Source organism: Megasphaera paucivorans, assembly GCF_900103535.1.
GTDB lineage: Bacteria > Bacillota > Negativicutes > Veillonellales > Megasphaeraceae > Megasphaera_A > Megasphaera_A paucivorans.
On record NZ_FNHQ01000003.1, the window covers coordinates 25,716 to 48,306 of the forward strand.

Below are 22,591 nucleotides of genomic sequence, written 5' to 3' on the forward strand. Positions count from 1 at the left end.
ATGATTGAAATTTTAAAAAATTATTGTATGTACTATCACATTATTCTTTATATTTTTTCTGTTCCATTATCAGTTATTTCCGACTGCATCTTTAGGTATATAACAGCTAATGGCGGTAATGTCAACACCATAGATTGATTTTGCCCATGCATAGGAATGTCTTCACTGACAAAAGCATCTGTGTTACATACATCAGAACCCCCAAACCGTTCCGCGTCACTATTAAACACTTCTGCATATACCCCTTTTTCCGGAACACCCACTCGATAGGAATGACGAACAATGGGTGTAAAATTACAGAGGACAACAGTCATCAGATTATTTTCCCTGCCCCTGCGATAAAAGGCAATCACGCTATTATTACAATCATCGCAGCTGATCCACGAAAAGCCGGACCATTCACAATCTTCTTGCCAGAGCTCCGGATGTTCCAGATAATATGCATTGAGTTCTCTCACATAATCATGCAGCGCATGGTGCATCGGATATTCTAATAAATGCCAATCTAAACTATCATTATAGTTCCATTCAATAAATTGTCCAAAATCACATCCCATAAAGAGCAGTTTTTTCCCCGGGTGAGCCATCCAGTAGGCATAAAAAGCTCGTAACCCAGCAAATTTCTGCCAATAATCTCCCGGCATTTTATTTAATAAAGAACGTTTTCCATGAACAACTTCATCGTGTGATAAGGGTAAAATGAAATTTTCTGAAAAAGCATAACATAAGGAAAACGTAACCAAATTATGATTTTCCTTTCGATATATGGGATCCAGAGACATATATTTTAACATATCGTTCATCCAGCCCATATTCCATTTATAGTTAAATCCCAGACCGCCTACATCGACCGGTTTCGTGACAAGAGGCCATGCAGATGATTCTTCCGCTATCATCAGTGTCTGTGGTATCGCCGCAAAAACAGCGGTATTTAACTTATGCAAAAAATCAATGGCATCAAGATTTTCGCGCCCGCCATAGGCATTAGACTGCCAGGGACCGGCACCATGGCCGTAATCAAGATACAGCATGTTAGCAACAGCATCAATACGCAAGCCATCAAGGTGAAATTGCGTAAGCCAGAAAAGTGCATTCGATATAAGGAAACTTTGCACTTCCGTACGACCGTAATCAAAATTCATCGTATCCCATTCTTGATTTTCCGCTAATAATTCATTTTCCGATTCATACACCGGTTGTCCATCAAAGAAGCGAAGTCCCTGCGCATCACGACAGTAATGTCCGGGAACCCAATCCAAAATAACCCCGATATGATTGCGGTGACATACATCAACAAAATACATAAAATCTTCAGGATTGCCGTACCGGCTTGTTACTGAAAAATAACCGGTAATCTGATATCCCCAAGATCCGTCAAAAGGATATTCACACAAGGGCATGAGTTCAATGTGAGTATAGTTCATATCTTTTACATACGCGACTACCTGCTGTGCTATTTCACGATATGTCAATACATCGCCTGCCGCGTTACGGCGCCAGGATCCAAGATGCATTTCATAGATAAGCATGGGATTTTTGTAAGAGTCATAGTTTTGGCAATCCCGCTGCCAATTTTTGTCTTTCCAATGGTAGTGAAGTTTCGTCAATTTTGAAGCCGTTCCCGGACGCAGTTCTGACGCAAAGGCATACGGATCACTTTTAAGAATCACATCTCCCGAAGATGTTGTAATGGCATATTTATATATATCGCCTTCCTGCAATCCTTCAATATAAGCAACCCAGATGCCATTTCCATAGGAAGAAGCTGTCATCCTATCCATCCGGTCATCCCAATTATTAAAATCACCGACAACACTCACCTGCTGTGCATGAGGTGCCCATACGGCAAAACGAACACAGGATTTGCGCTTATAAGACGTGAAATGTGCACCGAATAAACGGTAGCTGCTGTAATTTGTACCCTGGTGATATAAAAATGTACTGTAGTCATCGATTGCACTTAATTTCATAATGTCCCCTCCAAAACCTACGTACTTTCAACAGGTTTAATATGCCAAATATCACGTGCATATTGCCGAATCGTCCGATCACTGGAAAAAAATCCCGAATGTGCTATATTTACGGCACTAGACTGAAGCCATTTATAGTGATTTTGATAACGGCAGCCGATATTTTTCTGTGCCTCGCAATACGAATCAAAATCTTTCAGCACAAAATATTCATCATTTCGATCCAAAAGAGAATCATATAACATTTGGAAAGCATAATTGCCGTTTCCCAACGAACCATCTACTAAATGTGTCAAAAGCATGCGAATGTGCTCATTTGTACGATATAAATCCCAAGATGAATATCCGCCGTGAACATAATACTTCATCACTTCATCGGCCCGCAGTCCAAAAATAACACAGTTATCGTCACCTACTTCATGATGAATTTCTACGTTAGCGCCATCCATAGTCCCTAATGTAATAGCTCCATTCATCATAAACTTCATATTGCCGGTTCCGGAAGCTTCTTTACCGGCCGTAGAAATTTGTTCGCTTACATCGGCTGCCGGAAATAAAAGTTGAGCTAAAGAAACATTATAATTTTCTAAAAACAGTACTTTTAATTTTCCCTCCAAACAATGATCCCCATTAATCATTTTACTAACTACATTAATGAGTTTAATCGTCATTTTTGCTTCGCCATACCCTGCCGCAGCTTTTCCGCCAAATAAATATGTGCGCGGAACGATATCCATGTTCGGATTCTCTTTTAATGCATAATACAGATTGAGAATATGGAGAATATTCAACAGTTGACGCTTATACAGATGGAATCGTTTAATTTGTATATCAAATACAGAGTCTGTATCTATTTGCTGATCATATTCCGCTTTAATATATGATGCAAGTATATTTTTACGTATTCTTTTTACTTGATCCAGTTGTTCCAGAAAAGCAGTATCTGCTGCATATGCGGAGAGATGTATCATATGTTCGGGATGTTTACGCCATGTATTTCCGATAGCTGAATCGATAAGCTGTGCCAGCTGTGGATTGGACTGAATCAACCATCGCCGATGAGACACTCCGTTTGTCTTATTATTGAAACGTTCGGGAAAGCAGCTATAGAATGCATGCAACGTAGATTCCTTCAATATTTGCGAGTGAATTTCCGCCACCCCATTAATACTATGACTTCCCAATACGGCAAGATGAGCCATATGAACCTGATTATCCCAAAGGATAGCCACTTCACGCGCTTTTGCCTCATCGCCGGGATTTTTATTCCGTACCTGCTGCAGCCATCGCTTGTTTAATTCTTCTATGACTAAATAGATGCGCGGCAGTAATTCTTTAAACAGGGGAATGGACCAGCGCTCCATTGCTTCCGGCAAAATGGTATGATTGGTATAGGCTACAACTTCCGTGGTAATATCCCATGCCGTTTCCCACGGCAGCCCTTCTTCGTCCATAAAAATCCGCATTAATTCAGGTATAACCAAAGCGGGATGCGTATCATTGATATGAATGGCCACATAGTGCCCAAATACTTTAATATTAGGGCTTATCTTCTGCTTAAAATGCCGGACTATACTTTGGACGCCGGCAGAGACCATAAAGTACTCCTGCATAAGCCGTAACCTGCGGCCTTCTTCCGTACTGTCTTCCGGATACAAAAAGCGAGAAATAAGCTGTACATTATCTTTATAGCGAAATGCCTCATGTCGATTTCCTTTGGCCAAGACACGATATACATCTTCTCGGGTATATTCGGCACGCCATAACCGCAATGTATTGACGGTATCATTATGATAGCCAACCATAGGCACATCATACGGCACAGCACGGACAGAGTGATAATTTTCGTATACGCATTCCAAGTTTCCCTCACCGTCAGGACGCATATACGCATTGCCGCTAAAACATACATTGACCGCCTTATCTACTTTCTTCACTTCCCACGGATAGCCATCTACCAGCCAATTATCCGGAAGTTCAACTTGTTGTCCATCCACAATACGTTGATTAAACAACCCATATTGATAGCGGATACTACATCCATGACCGGGCAAACGAAGAGCTGCCAAAGAATCTGCAAAACACGCTGCAAGACGGCCTAATCCTCCATTCCCCAATCCCGGATCTCGTTCTTCCGGTATAATAGCATCCAAATCCCAACCCAAATCATGCAATCCTTCGCGGCAAACTGTTTCCATATCAACACTGATCAAATTTGACTGCAGTAATCTTCCCAATAAAAATTCAATCGAAAAATAATATACTTGTTTAACTTTCTTTTCTACATACATCTTATTGGTTTTAATCCAATCTTCACTTATTAAATCACGAATCATAAATGCAACGGTCTGATATACTTCGTTTGGTATAAGGTCGCGCACATCTTTTTCCCATGCTACATGAGATTTACGAATAAATATTTTTTTGAATTCTTCTTTATCTTTCCATTTCTTCATGCGCATACCTCTCTTTACATCAGATAACCGAATATTTTCCAATACATAAAGGCATTTGTTTTGTCCCCGTCAGCACAGCTTCTGACTGAATACTTGCATTTTTGTCACAAATAACATAGTTTAGCTGTGCATCATCACCAACGGCAGAGTGCTGCATAATGATACTGTTACGTATGACCGCATTTTTTCCCACACGGACTTTGCGAAAAAGAATGCTGTTTTCTACCCGGCCTTCAATAATACAGCCATTCGCTACCAGTGAGTTATTTACAGCGGATTCCTCCATATATTTGGCCGGAGCTTCATCTTTTATTTTTGTATATATCCGCCTTTCTCCATCAAGAAAGAGACTGCGCCATTTTTTTACATCCAGTAATTCCATATTCGCATTAAAATACGCAGGAACGGAATGAATACAAGCCGTATAGCCTTGATAATTAAAACCGAAAACGCGCAGCCGGTCAATGTTTCTTTTTAAAATATCCGTCAATATGAATTTATACCCTTTGGCATATGCCAGACGGACAGATCGATTAAATATTTCACAATCAATCAAGATTCCGCGCATATAGACATTTTCACCGCTTTTCACATGCGTTTTAGGAGTTATCTCCGTAATACGGTCTTTATCATCTGTATCAAGTATATAAAAATTGCCAGTTATATCTGTTGCCGGGTGGTGATAAATTACAGTCACATCGGCATTATGCCGACGATGGAAATGAAGAACCTTTTCATAGTCTATATTTTGTACATAGTCACTGCGCGTAATCAGGATATAAGGTTGTACCGCCCGCTCTACAAACGATAAATTATGATAATATGTACGAACATCCCCCTCCATAGGATGAATAATATCTTGTGCTTCCAGCGGCAAGTAAAATAAGCCATCTCCCTTGCGGGCCAGATTCCAATCCTTAGCAGAACGTATGTGGTCTAATACAGAACGCGATTCTGCAGAAAGAAGAATTCCTATATCCCCGATACCAGCGTTTACCATATTGGATAAAGTAAAATCAATAAGGCGAAATTTTCCGCCAAACGGCATAGTAGCTAATGGACGTCTTTCATTCAATTCGCGCAGCGGATTATCTTCCTGGAGATTTATCAATCCAATGATTTGGCTGCTCATGCTATCACGTCTCCTTGTATCTGTCCCTCACTCGCTTTTATCTTTTCATCGTTACCGACAACCATTACGGTACCATCGTCATTATGAACAACTGCATTACTTTGAATAATACATCTTTCGCCAATAATAGCTTTATCTACTACTGCATTTTTTTCAATACTTGTCCCCGGCATTAAAACGGAATTAGTCACCTTTGCACCTTCTTCAATAGTAACACCGTAAAAAACAACCGAACGTATCACCGTACCTAAAATTTGAGATCCCTCCCCTACAAGAGAGCTTCTGGCACTGCCATGCGGTCCAATGACATGAGGTGGCAGCGATTGACTGCCGGAATAAATACGCCAATCAGAATTATTCAGATCAAGAGGTGGATCATCGGCTAATAAATCCATATTCGCCTGCCACAAGCTTTCAATGGTACCTACATCTTTCCAATATCCTTCAAAAGGATATGCATACAGCGGCAGATTTTGTGACAGCATCGCAGGAATAACATTCTTTCCAAAATCATGTTCTGAATGTATTTCCTTTGCATCCGCCATTAAATATGTTTTCAGGAGTTTTCGATTGAAAATATAAATGCCCATAGAAGCAAGATTGCTTTCCGGATGTATCGGCTTCTCCTGAAACTTACGTATTTTCATGTTATCGTCAGTCGTCATAATACCAAAACGGCTGGCATCGCTCCATGGGACACGAATCGTGCCAATAGTAACACCTGCATGATGTTTTTTATGAAATGCCAGCATTTTCGAATAGTCCATGGAATAAATATGATCGCCTGATAATACAAGAACATAATCGGAACCAATCATATCCACAAAATTCATATTTTGATAAATAGCGTCAGCCGTTCCATGATACCAATTGGTTCCGTCATCTGTCATATAAGGCGGTAGCACAAAAGTTCCTCCACGGTCAGAATCAAGATCCCAAGAACTTCCGTTTCCTACATACCAATTCAGTGCCAACGGTTGATATTGAGTTAAAATGCCGACTGTATCAATGCCGGAATGACGGCAATTACTCAATGTAAAGTCAATAATGCGGTACTTTCCGCCAAACAGCAGTCCTGGTTTGGCTTGGTTTTTAGTAAGAACCCCCAAACGGCTTCCTTTTCCTCCGGCAAGTATCATGGCTAAACAATTAGATTTTCTCATAGAATTGCCTCCTGATTCCGAAAGACATACCGACTTGATACACATATTTTTAATTATCAACTGCAATATTTGATATTTCCATTCTTCCCTTCTGACTTTTCGGTATTCTTTCCCTGATATATTATTTAAAAATTACGTTATAACGTGATTTATCTCTATATTTATTATACACTAATAACGGTAAAAATGCGATAATACCAGTGATAATCTATATAGGAGCAGCAAATAATAAAATAAAAAAAAGATACCGAAAAATAGTATAAAAATCTGGTATCTTTTTTTATATTGCATTTATGTTGCATAATAGTGCTTATATTATTTTAAGTTGATTTACATCAAGAAGTTCTACTCTAAAAGGCAGCGACATCAGTATTTCTTTCGTCAATTCTTTTGTATCGATAACAGTTCTTACAAATCCAATTCCTTTTTTGCCATCTAATGCGGTAACCACTCCCAAGTATTCGCAGCCTTCTATAATACGTGTTACAAACGTCATATTTTCTGGTTTTATACGAAAATAAACCCAATCGTGATTCATGACTCTGCCACCTTTCGGCGCATCATAGAATACGGCTGCAGCGGCGTATCAATATAAATACCCACCTTCATCTGCGGATGAGGCGCTACAGTAATAATCGCGTTCTTTTCATCAATCATTTTTGTAATAATATGATGCACATTTTTCCCTCGAGGTTGTAAAAACTCAACGGTATCGCCAACTTTAAAATTATTGCGCTGTTCCAAATATACGATTTTTTTTTCTTTGTCATAGGAAGTAACAAGACCGATAAATTCATGTGTCTGTGTATTACTGGAGTGGCTGTATACTTGATCGGCTTCCGTTGGACGAGATACAGAAAACCCTTTCGTATATGGTCGGTGAGAAATCTTCTCCAATTCATCCAGCCATTCCTGTTTTACAGAAAAATGTTCAGGATCTCGTTCAAATGCATCCAAAGCTTCCCGATAAACTTTTACTACAGTAGCAACATAATGTACACTTTTCATACGTCCTTCTATTTTCAGACTACATAAGCCTGCCTCATATAATGCAGGCAAATAAGGAAGCAGGCACAAATCTTTCGAATTAAAAATATAGGTTCCCCTATCATCTTCCGTAACAGGAAAATATTGACCAGGCCGGGTTTCTTCAACAATATTATATTTCCAGCGGCAGGCTTGCACACATTGGCCACGGTTAGAATCTCTGTTTTGTGTAAAATAATTACTCAATAAACAACGTCCGGAATAAGAAATACACATAGCACCATGTACAAACCCTTCCAATTCAACCGGAACTTTTTCGTGAATAACTTTTATATCGGCAAGACTAACTTCTCTTGCCATAACCACACGTTTGGCACCGGCTTCCTGCCAGAATTTAGCCGATATCCAGTTTGTTGTATTCGCTTGCGTACTGATATGAACCGGCATCCGGGGAACAATTTTTCTGGCCAGATAAAACACACCCGGATCTGCCACTAAGATAGCATCTACCCCTATGCTGTCCAGATATTCCAAATATTCCGGCAAGCCTTTAAAATCATCATTATGAGGAAAAATATTAACGGTTACATGCACTTTCTTTTTCAAGGAATGTGCAAAAGAAACAGCCTCTCTTAGTTCTTCATCTGTAAAATTGCCGCTATAGGCACGCAATCCAAAAGCTTTCCCGCCTAAATAAACAGCATCGGCACCATAAAGCAATGCCATTTTCATTTTATCCATATTACCGGCAGGTGCCAATAATTCCATTTTCTGCATACTCGTATCCTTTCCAATAGGAAACGGTCATTCCGTCTCCGTTTTCATAAAAAGTCGTCTCAAATCTTTTATCCTGAGTTACCATTCGTAAATATTCTCGAAGCCGCATAACAATCGTACGATGTTTATGAGGTATCGGTCCCTTGATGCGTACCATTCCATGATATAAAATATTATCAGCAATAATAACTGCCCGCGGCGACAGTTCGGGAATTAATTTCACAAGCTGTCGTGAATACTGCCCTTTAGGCCCATCCAAAAAAACTAAGTCCCACGGACCTTTTAAATCATTTAAAAGAACGGCGGCATCTCCGATCAATTGTGTAACACGATCTTCGCAATGTGCTCGTGCAATGTATTCTCGTGCTTTATACGCGCGCTCCTTGTCAATCTCAATGGTAACAATCGATCCGTTTTCAGACAGCAGCGGAACCATCTGCAATGTAGAATACCCAATAGCCGTTCCGATTTCCAAAACACGCTTCGGAGCCGCTTCCGCTATTAATCTGCAAAATAGAGTTACTTCCGTATCACGTAAAATAGGAATCATCTGCGCTGCTGCATATTTTTTCATTTCTTCAAATAACTCCTTCAAGGCATATACTCCTTCACATTCTGCATATGTTCTTCATAGGTCCGGGAAAAATGATTATGCCCCTTAGCGTCTGCTACAAAAAACAAATATTCCGTATCTTTCGCTTCGGCAACAGCCTTCAAGCAGTTTACCCCGGGATTGCCAATCGGTCCCGGAGGAAGTCCTGTATATAAATATGTATTATACGGAGAATCAATTTTCGTCTCTTCTATACTATAGGCTGATTTATGAGATCCTAAAGAATAAGAAAGGCTGGCATCAGACTGCAGCGGCATATGGATTTTCAACCGTTTAAGAAATACCGCGGCAATAATCGGCTGGTCTTCTTCATATTGTGCCTCTTTTTCTACCATGGAGGCTAATGTAACAAACTGATAAATTGACATATTGTGCTGGTCTGCGCTTTCCCTCATATTTTCTGTAAGATGCTTATCAAAATTATCCAGCATCATTTTTACTATCTGATCTGCCGTTGCCCCTCGCGGGATAAAATATGTATCAGGAAATAAAAAACCTTCTGACGGAAACGTAACTACACGATTTCCATACATATAAGGGTATAAGTTTTTCGTATCTGCCGCTGCCGACAAAAAATCAGCCTCTTTCACCAATCCTTTTTGATTGAGCACTTGGGCAATGCGGCGAACCGTATATCCTTCAGGAATCACAATGCGTTCCGCTTCTGATTTACCGCTTACCAATTTTGCCATTAAATCATGCAGGCTCATGCGGTTGTTGACCAGATATTCTCCTTGTTTCATTGTATTGGCTGTTCCCGTTAAAGTTGCCACTGCCCGAAACCACCACGTATTGGAAATAATCCCTTTGTTTTGTAATTCTGCGGCAATCTCACCGGCAGTCATCGTATCGTGAACTTCTATATACGCTTCTGCCGGTTTTAAAAATGAAATAGGTGCATAATAAGCTGCCTCTGCACTGACCACTCCCAAAATAATAAAACAGCAAACTAAGGTTACGGTAATTTGTTTTTTATTCCAGGTATGGTTTTTCATGATTGATCCACTTGTATTAACTTCTTGTGTATTATTTTTTTTATCCATAATGTATCTATTATACTGTAAAATTATTGTATGTGGCAAATATTCATATTTAAAATACTATGAATAGGCAATACTATTTCATCAAAATAAAATAATGCCGACAAAAACAGTCTTTGTCGGCGTTATCCCCTTTTTATCAAAATTTACTTGGACGGACTCCAAATACGTTGCTGTTGCGCCAACTCTTCTCGCTGATCTATCTGCTGTGATTGTAAATCAGACTGCTGTTCATCTGCATCTGCTTCAGCAGACTGTTGTACAGCCGCTTGAGCTGTCACCGTATTTTGACTGTTTGAAGATTGTTTTGCCGCTGATAATGCTGCTTTTGCAGCATCCTCCTGCGCTTTGATTCGATCATTCTCCGCTTGACGCATTTGTTCCCGTATTCGTGATTCCAATGGAATATCCGGAAAGGCACGAACATCGACATAGACTTCAAAAAGTCGATTCCACGGCAACGTAACTTGAATCGTCCGTGGATCAACACCAAGATAATCTTTTGCATATCGCTGCAATTGTTCTTTGGTGCGGCTCTGCAATTCTGCATTGATCGTAGAAAAGTATTGAGGCTCTTCATTTTTTTTGATTTTTTCCTGCATGCGTGTAATATAATCACGGACATTCGCTTGATATGCCCAATTATCAAGATATTGGGTTGTCAACATACGCTGGTGTGCATCAGCCGTCATATATTTAGATAAAATTCCCTGTGAAACTCCGTATCCCACAGAATTACTAGCCGTATTCCAACCATTATAGGCAGCTAAACTATACATAATTTTATCCATATATAACCCATAAACCAATGTATTATCTGATCCATTAGAAAAAGCCATATCAACTATACTCACCGGGATACCCGCCTGTATTGCTTTTTCGATTTGTCCCAGAAATACCTTCGTAGAATCAAGCATAATCGGAAAGTTTTCAAAATTAGCTGACTCTGAAGTCTGCGTTGTCAACGGCGTATTAACTGCCAGCAGTAAATCAGGACGTTCTTTATCGGTAATAACTCCGCCTACAGCTTCAATGTGCGCTTTAATTGTCTTGCCAATTTCCTGCCCGTCATAACTTGGAACGGTCCTGGCACCCCCGCCAAGAGGATAAATAACGGTAATTTTAGGATGATAATTGTTAAAATCATTACTTGCTCGCGTGATAAGCAGCAATCCAAGCTGATCAGCCCCCGGAAAAGATCCATATACGTTATTAGAAACTCCCTTGCTTTCCGTTTCAAGGTATTTTGCTTCCAAAGCGGATTGTGTATGAGTAGAATTATCATCATGACCCAGACAAAAATATGTAAAAATGCCTTTTTTGGCACACTGAATCAGTATATGATTTACCATCATATTTTTACGACGCCGATTGTACCAATCCTGCAGATATTCCATGGGTACACGTTGTACAATATTGAACCAGTCTGTTCGTTCCTGCGGGTTCAGCCCTTCTTCGTCCATTTTTGACTGCAGTGCCGATAATTCATAAATATCATTTCCATACGTCAAATAATAATCAGGTTCTACCCCCTGTCCACCGGCCCAAGGGCTGCGCATAACAGTACTAAAAGCATAGATAGGAATATGGCTGTGATTATTTTTAATTTTTTCAATTTCATTTATCCGCCTGACTAATGTTGCCATATCCATATTATGCTTACGGGAATCTACCAATCCCCCATAAACAAGAGAATCTACAGAAAGCACCATAGCATCGGCTTCCCCGGCATGAGCATCAACCCACTGCAAAAGCTGTTCCGGAGATCCCTTAAAATTACTGCCCGACAAATATTTCTGCGGCGGTGTAATAATTGTATATCCGGCATCCTGTGCTGTGCTGACGGTATATGCAAGATCAACGGGTCGGTTATCCTGCGGCACATATAAAATGGTTTTTGCTAATGCCGCTGGTCCAGTACACAATATCATTGCAAATACAGCAAAACGTATTACTTTATGTAGCAACTTCAACTAAATCACCTCAAACTAAAATATTGTATTAATTATAGCAAAAACCAATGACAATTACAAAATATCATCTCTTCGTTTACGGCGGACACGAGGAAGATTCCAATGAAAATGAATAGCTAACATACGCAATATTAACGTGATGCTAAATCCTATAATGCAAGATATTTCAGCAGGAATTCCCAGTATAATAAACGTAATATACAACATGCATGAACCGATCAAAGAGGCGGAGGCATAAATATCCTGTAAAAAAATAATCGGCACTTGTCCTGCCAAGACATCACGAATAACTCCGCCGCCAATAGCGGTAACAACGCCAAGAGTAACAGCTAAAACCCACATATTGGGATAATAACTACACCCCAGCATCGTCCCCGTAACAGTAAAAGACCCCAGTCCTATGGCATCGGACATTAAATATACATTTTTGAAGCGGTCCATCAAGTCACGCCGCATAGTAATATATCGAATAATGGCACACGTTACGGCAATCGTTATAATAACAATCCATAAATACAAATCATCTCGCAGCGCTGCCGGAGGAATATTGCCAATAATAACATCACGAAGTATGCCGCCGCCAACTGCAGTCGCTGCAGCAAGGACGAATACACCAAAAATATCCATTCTTCTCGATACGGCAACCATTGTCCCTGATAAAGCAAATGCCGTCGTTCCTAATATATCAAATAATTGCCACCATAATGATTGCATTACCATCCACCATCCTGTAAAATTATACTATCAGTATGTATCATATCATAAAATGCTTATAATAACCAACCCTTCTGGTTATCACTGCGGCATGCTATATGAAGGAGAAAATCATGACTAAAGATGAATTTTACATGGGAAAAGCATTACACGAAGCCAAAATCGCCTATAACGTAGGAGAAATTCCAATTGGTGCCATTATCGTGTTTGAAAAAAAAGTTATTGCTTCTGCCTATAATTTACGCGAAACACTGCCCTGTGCTACTGCGCATGCTGAAGTATTAGCTATAGAAAAAGCTTGCCGGGCATTATCACGCTGGCGTCTTTCCGGATGCACGTTATATGTCACAGTAGAACCATGTTCCATGTGTGCCGGTGCTATTGTCAATAGTCGTCTGGATCGCCTAGTATATGGCTGTGATGATCCTAAAGGCGGAGCTGTCCACTCACTATTTTGCATAGTAAATAATCCCAGCTTAAATCATCAGGTATCTGTTACCTCAGGAATACGAGAGGAAGAATGCAGTCAGCTGATGAAAGATTTTTTTAGACAAAGAAGACAATGAAATATAAATAAAATAGCAGATACACGGTACAAGAATTTTAAATATAAAGGTATCCCGTGTCTGATCCGTCTCGGTCTAATATACTGCACACAAAATTCATTCTTTACATAACATAAAATACCTCTGAATAGGGAAAACAAGTATCTTCACTTCCCTATCCAGAGGTATTTAAATGCGTTTTATAAATTTTTACTTTTATGCCTCTAAATTTTTAATCAATAATTCATTGACCGCTCCAGGATTAGCACGGCCTTTTGTCTGTTTCATGACCTGTCCTACCAAAAAACCAATAGCTTTTTTCTTACCGGCTTTATAGTCTGCAACAGATTGTGGATTTGATGCAATAATCGTTTTAATAATTTCTTCCAGTGCCCCTGTATCAGAAATCTGGACAAGACCTTTTTCCTTTACAACCTCTGCGGCTGCTTTTCCGGATTGCCACATTTCAGGCAATACCGATTTAGCAATTTTTCCAGATATAGTACCTTTAGAAATCAATTCCAGAAGTTCGGCTAACGCATTCGGAGCAACCGGTGCTTTATCAGCTGTCAATCCGGCAGCATTCAATTGTTTGGCAAATTCCCCCTGCATCCAATTAGACGCTGTTTTAACATCAATACCGGCAGCCACTACCGCTTCAAAGTAATCTGCCGTCTGTTTATCTAGTGTAAGAAGATTCGCATCATATTCAGGCAATCCCAACTCTTCAGTAAAACGCTTGCATCTCGCATCCGGCATTTCCGGGATTTCTTTGCGAATTTCCTCAATCCATTCCGGAGATACCTCTATAGGAATCAAATCCGGTTCGGGAAAAAATCGATAATCATTTGTTCCTTCCTTGACACGCTGGGTAACTGTAATCTCTTTATTTTCGTCCCAGCCGCGGGTTTCCTGAATAACAGTCCCCCCATCTTCAATCAGTTCGGCCTGGCGAACTGCCTCAAATTCAATGCCTTTTTGAACGCCGCTGAAAGAATTAATATTTTTCAATTCAGCCTTTGTGCCTAATTCAGCAGTTCCGACCGGACGTACGGAAATATTAGCATCGCAGCGCATACTTCCTTCTTCCATGCGACAATCCGATACATCAAGGTACTGCAATATAGACCGCAGTTTTTCCAAGTATGCTTTAGCTTCTTCACCACTGCGGATATCCGGTTCCGATACGATTTCCAACAAAGGCACACCTGTACGGTTATAATCAACATATGTCGTATCAGACGTATCAATGGAAGCGCCATTATGGACAAGTTTACCGGCATCCTCTTCCATATGGATACGAGTCAATCGGATGCGCCGTGTTTCACCGCCGACTTCTATATCCACATGCCCATTCAAACAAATTGGCAGATCATACTGCGAGGTCTGAAAATTCTTCGGCAAATCAGGATAATAGTAATTTTTACGATCGAATTTACTGTATGGTAAAATATCACAATGTAATGCCAATCCTGCTTTAATAGCAAAATGCAGCACTTCTTTATTCAAAACCGGCAATACGCCAGGAAGCCCCAAACATACGGGACATACATGTGTATTGGGTTCGGCACCGAATTCTGTACTGCAGCCGCAAAAAATCTTTGTTTTCGTCTTTAATTCACAATGGACCTCCAGCCCAATGACGGATTCGTATTTCATTATAATTCAACCTCCCTCATAGGCGGCTGCTTTTTCAAATCGGTACGATTTTGTTCAAACGTATATGCAGCCCGCAGCAGCGTTTCTTCATCAAGAGCTTTGGCAATAAGCTGCATGCCGATAGGCAGTCCATCCTTATATCCGCAGCAAATATTCATACCGGGAAGCCCCGTCAAATTTAATGTAACAGTACAGATGTCACCTAGGTACATCGCCAGTGGATCATCCGTATTCTGCCCAATTTTAAAGGCCGTATCCGGTACTGTCGGAGTCAAGAGCACATCAACCTGCTTCAAGGCTTCGTCATAATCGCTCTTCACCAGCGTACGTACCTTCATCGCCCGCAGATAGTATGCATCGTAATATCCCGAGCTTAAAACATACGTGCCAAGCAGAATACGGCGTTTTACTTCAGCGCCAAATCCTGCAGAACGAGTTTTCTTATACATATCTACAATGTCAGTGCCCGGAATGCGCAGCCCGAATCCTACCCCGTCAAACCGAGCTAAATTGGAGCTGGCTTCAGCGGGAGCAATAATGTAATACGCTGCCAGTCCATATTTCATATGAGGCATTTTAAGCGAAATTATCTCAGCACCTAATTTTTTATACGTATCAATCGCTTCTTCTAGCGCTTTTCTGCACTCAGAATCAAGCCCTTCAGCAAAATATTCTTCGGGAATACCAATTTTCAGCCCTCTAACATCATTAACCAGCGCTTTTTTATAATCCTTTTTTTCCTGTACAATGGAAGTGGAATCTTTGCTGTCATGACCAGCAATCGCATTCAGCACGATAGCACAATCCGTAACGTCCGTTGTAATAGGCCCGATTTGATCCAGCGATGAAGCAAAGGCAATCAAGCCATATCGGGAAATCAGTCCATAAGTAGGTTTCATACCGACTAACCCACAATACGATGCAGGCTGGCGAATGGATCCTCCCGTGTCAGATCCCAAGGCCCATACAGCTTCTCCCGAAGCAACAGCAGCTGCAGATCCTCCGGAAGATCCACCTGGGACGCAGTCCAGATTCCAAGGATTGTGTGTTATTTGAAAAGCAGAATTTTCGGTCGAACTCCCCATGGCAAATTCATCCATATTCGTTTTGCCAAGACTGACATAATCGGCATTCATCAATTTTTCAATAACAGTCGCATTATATGGCGATTTAAAATTTTCCAGCATCCGAGAGGCACAGGTAGCATTTTGCCCTTTGATGCATATATTATCTTTTATAGCACCCGGTATACCGGCTAAATCCGAAATACTCTCTCCTGCAGCTATTTTCTTGTCAACTGCCGCTGCTGCTTCCAGCGCATATTCACGATTATCTGACAAAAAAGCTTGAACTCGGGGTTCAACAGCATCTTTGTGAGCAAGATACTTCTTTGTTAGTTCAACGGACGTAATTTCACCAGTAACTAATTTTTCATGTAATACATGTATTGTCGACGCTTCCACCATATGCCTCCTAATCCTGAATAACCTTGGGAACTTTAAAATAACCGTTTTCTTGTTCCGGTGCATTCTGCAGTGCTTTTTCATTCGCCAAAGACGGTTGAGGCACATCTTCACGCATAACATTGCGCATAGATACGGCATGTCCTGTCGGTTCTACATCACTTATATCGACTTGGCTGATTAAATCCATGTACGTTAAAATGTCATTTAACTGTTTCCCAACGGAATCAATCTGATTATCCTGGATTTCCAATCGGGACAATAGTGCGATTTTTTTTATTTCCTCTGCACTGATTTTCATATGGACACCCCTTGTTGAAAATATTTTATCTATAACTTTACAATAAATTATTATACCATTTTTTTTATTCTCTTTCCAACCATTGACAGAACTCTTCTTCATCTATAACACGAATTCCCAGTTGATTTGCCCTATCAAACTTACTTCCCGGTTCGCTTCCGACTACTACCAATGTCGTTTTCTTTGTTACAGATGATGTGACCTTGCCGCCTCTATCTTCAACCGCTTTTTGCCCTTCTTGCCGAGTCATATTTACTAATTTTCCCGTAAGAACAACGATTTCTCCATCAAAAGAAGTATTGATAAGTGCTTTCTTTTCTGCTGTCATAACAATTCCATGAGCAGCAAGTTTTTGTATTAAATCCCGATGTTTTGAATCAGAAAAATAAGAAATAAGACTATTGGCAATTCTCGGGCCTACCTCATCAATAGCGGTAAGCTCTTCTGCCGAAGCACGCATAATAGCCGACATAGAGCCGAAATATTCGGCCAAGATACGTCCAACTTTCGCTCCCACAAACCGTATCCCCAAAGCAAAAATAACACGTGCTAATCCTACTGTACGACTATCATCAATTGCTCTTAACAAATTTTCTGCCGATTTATCAGCAAATCCATCCAAACTTAGCAGGTTTTCTTTTGTTAAGTCATACAGATCTGCTACCGTATGAATCATATGACGATCCAAAAGCTGGCTGACGATAGCATCTCCCAGTCCATCGATATTCATGGCATCACGGGACACAAAATGTGCCACTCGTTCCACGAGTACAGCGGGACAATCGGGATTTATACACCGTACCGCTGCTTCTCCTTCCCGGCGAACAACCGTCCCGCCGCAGCTAGGACAGACCGTGGGCATAGTAAATATCTTTTCGGTTCCCTGCCGGACCTCTACTATTGGTTTTACAACTTCCGGAATAATTTCTCCTGCTTTTTGTATAATAACAGTATCCCCGATACGAATGTCTTTTTCTTTAATATAATCTTCATTATGCAGCGTAGCTCGTTTGACTACCGTACCCGCCAAGCGCACCGGTGCCAAATCAGCCGCCGGAGTAAGTACTCCGGTCCGTCCCAAGGAAACTGATATATCAAGGACTTTAGTTTCGGCTCTTTCCGGCGGGAATTTATAAGCTATCGCCCAACGTGGAATTTTAACAGTATTGCCCAGACGTTCCTGCTGCGAAAAAGAATTTACTTTAACTACCATTCCATCCGTAGCATACGGTAAATCCCGGCGTCGTTCATCCCAACTATGAATAAATTGAATAACATCGGACATATCTGCAAATTTTCTATATTCAGGATTAACGTGGAAATGAAACTCCTTAAGCCGCTGCAATAATTCTTCCTGACTCTGTATCATTAATCCTACGTTACCTCCCAGCGCATAAGCAAAAAATGCTAACTTTCGCCGGGCTGTAATGTTCGGATCCAGTTGACGCAAAGAACCTGCCGCAGCATTTCGAGGATTTGCAAATGGTTCAAGTTCGTCTTCTATCCTCTGCTCATTCAATTGTTCAAAAGAATCAACAGGCATGTACACTTCCCCGCGTACTTCTATATGCTCGGAGTCGCTATCAATATGAAGCGGAATCGTTCTAATGGTACGGACATTATTTGTAATATCCTCTCCCACTCTGCCATCTCCCCGTGTCACACCCCGGACAAATTTTCCTTTTTCATATATAAGATTGACTGCCAATCCATCAATTTTCAGTTCTACAATATATTCCAGTTTTTCATCAACCAAATCATTTCGTATACGCTGATCAAACTCCATCAATTCATGATCGTTGAAAACATCACCTAAACTAAGCATAGGACGATCATGTGTATATTTGGCAAAGCCTCCTGATATTTTGGAGCCAACCCGCTGTGTTGGTGAATCAGGCGTAATCCATTCCGGATGTTCTTTTTCAATATCTTCAAGACGACGATACTGCATATCATATTCATAATCACTGATTTCCGGCTTATCTTTCGTATAATACCGGTAACTATGATACTCAAGCAGTTTCCGCAATTTTTGCAGTTCCTGATACAAATCCGATGTATTATCCATGCTATATACCTCCTATTCCCTTTCGATAGGTGCATATTTCACAACAACCTGCCGAACTCCTTTCGTAGGAAACTCAATTTTCATCTGCATATTTGATCCTTCTCCAATAACTTCAAGAATCTTCCCAATACCCCAAATTTTATGCCGTACATTGTCCCCCGCTTTCCATGAATCATCTACTTCATGTTTTTCAGGAAGAGCTGAATTCACAGGCTGCGACAGAATAGATATCCGCTGCCGTGCCGGTACTCGTGACGACGTTTCAGGCATTTTGACACGCCTTTTGTATTCTTCCATAAGATCTTCCGGTATCTCACGGAGAAAACGACTGGGAAGATATGCCGAAATATGCCCATATATCGTACGAGTTGAAGCATTCGTCAGATATAATTGCTGTTCCGCACGCGTAATCCCTACATAACATAACCGCCGTTCCTCTTCAATTTGTCCCGGATCCATAAGAGTTCGACTGTGAGGAAACAATCCTTCATCCATGCCTGCCAGAAACACTATGGGAAATTCCAATCCCTTTGCAGCATGAAGTGTCATCAAAGTAACCTTGGATTCTGAATTTTCAAATTCATCAACATCATTAACTAATGCAATATTTTCTAAAAAATCTTGTAATGTCCCTTGTGGATTGGAATTCATAAAATCCCTAGCAACCGATAAGAATTCTCCTAAATTTTCTTTACGACTTTCTCCTTTTGGATCATGCGCTGCCTCTGCATCAATCATTGCACCATACCCACTTTGCCGGATAACTTCTTCAATAAGAGTCATCACATCCCATTCGCTCGTGTGGTTCAGCAAATCAAAAATAAGCACGGCAAAACTTTCCAATGATTCTTTTGCCCGCTTTGTTACCGGCAGTTCTTCTGAAGAAGACAAGGCCTCAAAAATAGAAATCTCATTTTTTTCAGCATACTCCGCCAAATGTTCCAGTGTCGTTGCTCCCAGACTGCGCTTGGGAACATTGATAATGCGCATAAGACTCAAACTGTCGTCGGGATTATATAAAACGCGCAAATATGCAATAATATCTTTTATTTCTTTGCGGTCATAAAATTTTGTTCCTCCCACCATCGTATACGGAATACCATAATGCATTAATGCTTCTTCCAATGTACGAGACTGGGAATTCGTGCGGAAAAGAACGGCCATATGTCCATATGGTTCGTGTCCGATTTCATGACGATTGTATATTATCCCTCCAATATAGTCGGCTTCATCATGCTCTGTTTGCGCATGATAATGAATGATTTTATGACCGTCAGGATTACAAGTCCATAATTCTTTTTTTGGCCGGCTTTTATTGTGTTCGATAACCGCATTTGCTGCTTCTAGAATTGTTTTCGTAGAACGATAATTCTGTTCCAGTTTAATTTGCGCTGCCTGAGGATAATCTTTTCCAAATTCTATAATATTCTGTATATCTGCACCACGCCAGGCATAGATACTCTGATCCGCATCACCGACAACACATATATTCTGCCATTTTGCCGCCAATATGCGTGTCAGTAAATATTGTGCATGATTTGTATCTTGATATTCATCTACCAAAATATATTGAAATCGATTTTGATACTTTTCCCTCACATCCCGGTTCGTCTGCAACAGTTTAACCGCTAAAAGAAGCAAATCATCAAAATCCATTGCATTATTATCTTTTAATTTTTTTTCATATAATGTATATACATCAGAAACTTTTTGTTCATAAAAGTCTCCCGCCTGTTTCGCATATTCAGCCGCCTGCAGAAGTCGATTTTTCGCTCCCGATATCGTCGACAAAACGGAACGGGGCGGAAATTGCTTGTCATCCAAATTAATTTCTTTTAAACAATCTTTTACAAGAACCAGTTGATCCGATGCATCGTATATTGTAAAATTACGGCTGTATCCATCAAATCCATCAATTTCAAAACGCAGCAGCTTAGCACAAAAAGAATGAAAAGTACTGAGCCAAATTCGTTCTGCTTCAGCACCTACAAGATTGCGTACTCGTTCCTGCATTTCTTTAGCTGCCTTATTGGTAAAGGTAATTGCTAAAATACAATACGGCGCAACACCTTTTTCCAAAAGATGAGCAATACGGCAGGTAAGTACCTTGGTTTTTCCGGAACCAGCTCCAGCCATGATCAGCAAAGGACCTTCCGTATGTTTTACCGCTTCTATTTGTTTTTCATTTAATGTATCATAAATCGGATTCATGAAAACTCCTTAAACACGAACCAAGGCCCACACCACCATCAGGATGAGGGCCTTGGCAATTATTTACTAAAAATCAGCGTAAGTCTTTAATAGCCGCTAAAATGGGCGGTACAATTTGTTTTTTACGGCTCATTACATTAGGAAGATACACTTCTTTATCAAGGATATCCTTGGCAAACGACTTATGGATAACATCTTCAAAATTACCCGCAAAAATAAGATTTGTCGATTCATCAATAATACTGGTAATCATTAATAAGGATGCCGCATAATCAGCTCCTGTACGCATTTTTTCCAATGCATTCAGCAAGACTTCTTTTTGATCAAGCAAGTCTTTCGTGTCCATAACCTGAACTTGAGATATAGAAATAACTTGGTCTTTTTCCGAAAATTCCTTCATATCATTATGGGCAATTTCGTCTGGTGATAAATCAGACACATTCGCACCGGCTTTAAGCATGCTCAAACCATACTGCTGTATATCCACTCCGGCAATTGCCGCAAGTTTTTCACAAGCAGCTTTATCTTCATCCGTGCATGTAGGAGAACGGAACAACACTGTATCAGAAATAATCGCAGACAACAGCAAGCCCGCTATATCTTTAGGGATTTCCTTGTGATACAACTCATATAGCTGTGTTACAATAGTACTAGTACAGCCGACTGGCTTAAAAAGGACAAAAATGGGACCATCTGTAGCAATACCACCGCCAATACGGTGATGATCAATGTTTTCAATTACTTCGGCTTCATCAATGCCATCAATAATTTGTTTCTTTTCATTATGATCAACAAGAATTACTTGTTGTTTTTCCGTATGTTCAATGCATGCCGTACAAATTAATCCATAATATTTGCCTTCTTTTATAACAACATACGTCCCATCTGATTTTACATCATGAGCAAAGTCCGTGGTTTTATAAAAAATTTCAGGATCATGAACCAGTTCTTTAATCGTCGTCAATTCCTGCCCAAGAAGATTTTTGATAAATTCATCGGCAAAACTCGCTTTATCAATGATACCAACAAACTTGCCATTATCCACGACCGGGGCAAATTCGAGAAGATTAACAGAAAACCACTTAGCCGCATCTTTCAAACTGGAGCTCAAAGATAATGCTGCAATCGTTGTATCTGCTGCATCGGCAACTGTAATATAAAAATTTTTCACTAGCGGCTGGGGCGCAACCTTAAAATAATTCAATGCAAATTCAGTTTCCTTGTTTATTTCACCGGCACGAATAGCCACCGCATCTACATTCATCAGTTGTTTCAATTTCGCATATGCAATGGAAGAACAGATAGAATCTGTATCCGGGCTCTTATGGCCTGTAACAAAAATATGTTTTTCTGCCAATGTACTCACCTCATATTAAAATTAGTTAATGGTTAAATATATACTCTAGTGACTATTATAACATAGAGGTCTATCCTATTCAAAAAAAAAATGAACCTAGTTAAACCAATCGAGTAGGAGGTCACCCATTGGGACTTTCATCCGTTAGACTGCGTTCATACC

General features: G+C 40.3%; 17 protein-coding genes. 1 reads left to right on the top strand and 16 read right to left on the bottom strand.

Annotated elements, in window-relative coordinates; all coding sequences use genetic code 11:
- Positions 1 to 47 precede the first annotated feature (47 nt).
- The 10 genes from glgB to BLR11_RS02180 form a co-directional block, all read right to left on the bottom strand.
- On the bottom strand, positions 48 to 1,970 hold the full coding sequence (glgB, locus tag BLR11_RS02135; protein WP_091647782.1) for a 1,4-alpha-glucan branching protein GlgB: 1,923 nt from the start codon (positions 1,968 to 1,970) through the stop codon (positions 48 to 50).
- 17 nt (positions 1,971 to 1,987) lie between these two features.
- Positions 1,988 to 4,426 carry a glycogen/starch/alpha-glucan phosphorylase gene (locus BLR11_RS02140; protein WP_091647783.1) on the bottom strand — a complete coding sequence of 813 codons (2,439 nt, stop codon included), beginning with the start codon at positions 4,424 to 4,426 and terminating at the stop codon, positions 1,988 to 1,990.
- A 19-nt stretch (positions 4,427 to 4,445) separates the two neighbouring features.
- Entirely contained in the window at positions 4,446 to 5,558 is a 1,113-nt protein-coding gene (gene glgD, locus BLR11_RS02145) for a glucose-1-phosphate adenylyltransferase subunit GlgD (protein WP_176762838.1), read from the bottom strand.
- A complete protein-coding gene (locus BLR11_RS02150) occupies positions 5,555 to 6,721 on the bottom strand; it encodes a glucose-1-phosphate adenylyltransferase (RefSeq protein ID WP_091647785.1) in 1,167 nt (388 codons plus the stop codon). The genes glgD and BLR11_RS02150 overlap by 4 nt, the downstream gene beginning before the upstream one ends.
- A 310-nt stretch (positions 6,722 to 7,031) precedes the next feature.
- Positions 7,032 to 7,259, bottom strand: a complete 228-nt coding sequence (locus BLR11_RS02155) for a DUF4911 domain-containing protein (protein WP_091647787.1) — start codon at positions 7,257 to 7,259, stop codon at positions 7,032 to 7,034.
- Positions 7,256 to 8,476 carry a peptidase U32 family protein gene (locus tag BLR11_RS02160; RefSeq protein ID WP_091647946.1) on the bottom strand — a complete coding sequence of 407 codons (1,221 nt, stop codon included), beginning with the start codon at positions 8,474 to 8,476 and terminating at the stop codon, positions 7,256 to 7,258. Before BLR11_RS02160 ends, BLR11_RS02155 begins: the two co-directional genes overlap by 4 nt.
- Positions 8,451 to 9,080 carry an O-methyltransferase gene (locus BLR11_RS02165; RefSeq protein ID WP_091647788.1) on the bottom strand — a complete coding sequence of 210 codons (630 nt, stop codon included), beginning with the start codon at positions 9,078 to 9,080 and terminating at the stop codon, positions 8,451 to 8,453. Before BLR11_RS02165 ends, BLR11_RS02160 begins: the two co-directional genes overlap by 26 nt.
- Positions 9,077 to 10,093, bottom strand: a complete 1,017-nt coding sequence (mltG, locus tag BLR11_RS02170) for an endolytic transglycosylase MltG (protein ID WP_091647790.1) — start codon at positions 10,091 to 10,093, stop codon at positions 9,077 to 9,079. The genes BLR11_RS02165 and mltG overlap by 4 nt, the downstream gene beginning before the upstream one ends.
- Before the next feature lie 191 nt (positions 10,094 to 10,284).
- Positions 10,285 to 12,111: a DUF4127 family protein gene (locus tag BLR11_RS02175; RefSeq protein WP_091647792.1), complete on the bottom strand. Its 1,827-nt coding sequence runs from the start codon at positions 12,109 to 12,111 to the stop codon at positions 10,285 to 10,287.
- A gap of 54 nt (positions 12,112 to 12,165) precedes the next feature.
- Positions 12,166 to 12,825 (bottom strand): trimeric intracellular cation channel family protein, encoded by a 660-nt coding sequence (locus BLR11_RS02180; RefSeq protein ID WP_091647794.1) that lies wholly within the window; start codon positions 12,823 to 12,825, stop codon positions 12,166 to 12,168.
- A gap of 113 nt (positions 12,826 to 12,938) precedes the next feature.
- On the opposite strand from BLR11_RS02180, the gene tadA reads away from it, so the two are divergent.
- Positions 12,939 to 13,391 carry a tRNA adenosine(34) deaminase TadA gene (gene tadA, locus BLR11_RS02185; protein WP_091647796.1) on the top strand — a complete coding sequence of 151 codons (453 nt, stop codon included), beginning with the start codon at positions 12,939 to 12,941 and terminating at the stop codon, positions 13,389 to 13,391.
- Between the two features lie 195 nt (positions 13,392 to 13,586).
- Here the strand turns inward: tadA and gatB are convergent, their stop codons facing one another.
- From gatB to BLR11_RS02215, 6 genes are all read right to left on the bottom strand, one after another.
- Positions 13,587 to 15,029, bottom strand: coding sequence for an Asp-tRNA(Asn)/Glu-tRNA(Gln) amidotransferase subunit GatB (gene gatB / locus BLR11_RS02190; protein ID WP_091647798.1), 1,443 nt, complete (start codon positions 15,027 to 15,029; stop codon positions 13,587 to 13,589).
- Positions 15,029 to 16,495, bottom strand: a complete 1,467-nt coding sequence (gatA, locus tag BLR11_RS02195; RefSeq protein WP_091647800.1) for an Asp-tRNA(Asn)/Glu-tRNA(Gln) amidotransferase subunit GatA — start codon at positions 16,493 to 16,495, stop codon at positions 15,029 to 15,031. The genes gatB and gatA overlap by 1 nt, the downstream gene beginning before the upstream one ends.
- 7 nt (positions 16,496 to 16,502) lie before the next feature.
- Positions 16,503 to 16,793 (bottom strand): Asp-tRNA(Asn)/Glu-tRNA(Gln) amidotransferase subunit GatC, encoded by a 291-nt coding sequence (gene gatC / locus BLR11_RS02200; protein WP_091647802.1) that lies wholly within the window; start codon positions 16,791 to 16,793, stop codon positions 16,503 to 16,505.
- A 64-nt stretch (positions 16,794 to 16,857) separates the two neighbouring features.
- Positions 16,858 to 18,861 carry an NAD-dependent DNA ligase LigA gene (gene ligA, locus BLR11_RS02205; RefSeq protein ID WP_091647804.1) on the bottom strand — a complete coding sequence of 668 codons (2,004 nt, stop codon included), beginning with the start codon at positions 18,859 to 18,861 and terminating at the stop codon, positions 16,858 to 16,860.
- Between the two features lie 12 nt (positions 18,862 to 18,873).
- Positions 18,874 to 21,072 (bottom strand): DNA helicase PcrA, encoded by a 2,199-nt coding sequence (pcrA, locus tag BLR11_RS02210; protein WP_091647806.1) that lies wholly within the window; start codon positions 21,070 to 21,072, stop codon positions 18,874 to 18,876.
- A gap of 73 nt (positions 21,073 to 21,145) precedes the next feature.
- Positions 21,146 to 22,429, bottom strand: a complete 1,284-nt coding sequence (locus BLR11_RS02215; protein WP_091647808.1) for a manganese-dependent inorganic pyrophosphatase — start codon at positions 22,427 to 22,429, stop codon at positions 21,146 to 21,148.
- Positions 22,430 to 22,591: the final 162 nt, after the last annotated feature.

Excerpts from the sequence above, each read along its gene's own strand:
- pcrA (WP_091647806.1), bottom strand. The coding sequence starts at position 21,072 with ATGAATCCGATTTATGATACATTAAATGAAAAACAAATAGAAGCGGTA.
- glgD (WP_176762838.1), bottom strand. The coding sequence starts at position 5,558 with ATGAGCAGCCAAATCATTGGATTGATAAATCTCCAGGAAGATAATCCG.
- mltG (WP_091647790.1), bottom strand. The coding sequence starts at position 10,093 with ATGAAAAACCATACCTGGAATAAAAAACAAATTACCGTAACCTTAGTT.
- BLR11_RS02150 (WP_091647785.1), bottom strand. The coding sequence starts at position 6,721 with ATGAGAAAATCTAATTGTTTAGCCATGATACTTGCCGGAGGAAAAGGA.
- gatB (WP_091647798.1), bottom strand. The coding sequence starts at position 15,029 with ATGAAATACGAATCCGTCATTGGGCTGGAGGTCCATTGTGAATTAAAG.
- BLR11_RS02160 (WP_091647946.1), bottom strand. The coding sequence starts at position 8,476 with ATGGAATTATTGGCACCTGCCGGTAATATGGATAAAATGAAAATGGCA.
- glgB (WP_091647782.1), bottom strand. The coding sequence starts at position 1,970 with ATGAAATTAAGTGCAATCGATGACTACAGTACATTTTTATATCACCAG.
- gatA (WP_091647800.1), bottom strand. The coding sequence starts at position 16,495 with ATGGTGGAAGCGTCGACAATACATGTATTACATGAAAAATTAGTTACT.
- BLR11_RS02155 (WP_091647787.1), bottom strand. The coding sequence starts at position 7,259 with ATGAATCACGATTGGGTTTATTTTCGTATAAAACCAGAAAATATGACG.
- BLR11_RS02180 (WP_091647794.1), bottom strand. The coding sequence starts at position 12,825 with ATGCAATCATTATGGTGGCAATTATTTGATATATTAGGAACGACGGCA.
- BLR11_RS02140 (WP_091647783.1), bottom strand. The coding sequence starts at position 4,426 with ATGAAGAAATGGAAAGATAAAGAAGAATTCAAAAAAATATTTATTCGT.
- gatC (WP_091647802.1), bottom strand. The coding sequence starts at position 16,793 with ATGAAAATCAGTGCAGAGGAAATAAAAAAAATCGCACTATTGTCCCGA.
- ligA (WP_091647804.1), bottom strand. The coding sequence starts at position 18,861 with ATGGATAATACATCGGATTTGTATCAGGAACTGCAAAAATTGCGGAAA.
- tadA (WP_091647796.1), top strand. The coding sequence starts at position 12,939 with ATGACTAAAGATGAATTTTACATGGGAAAAGCATTACACGAAGCCAAA.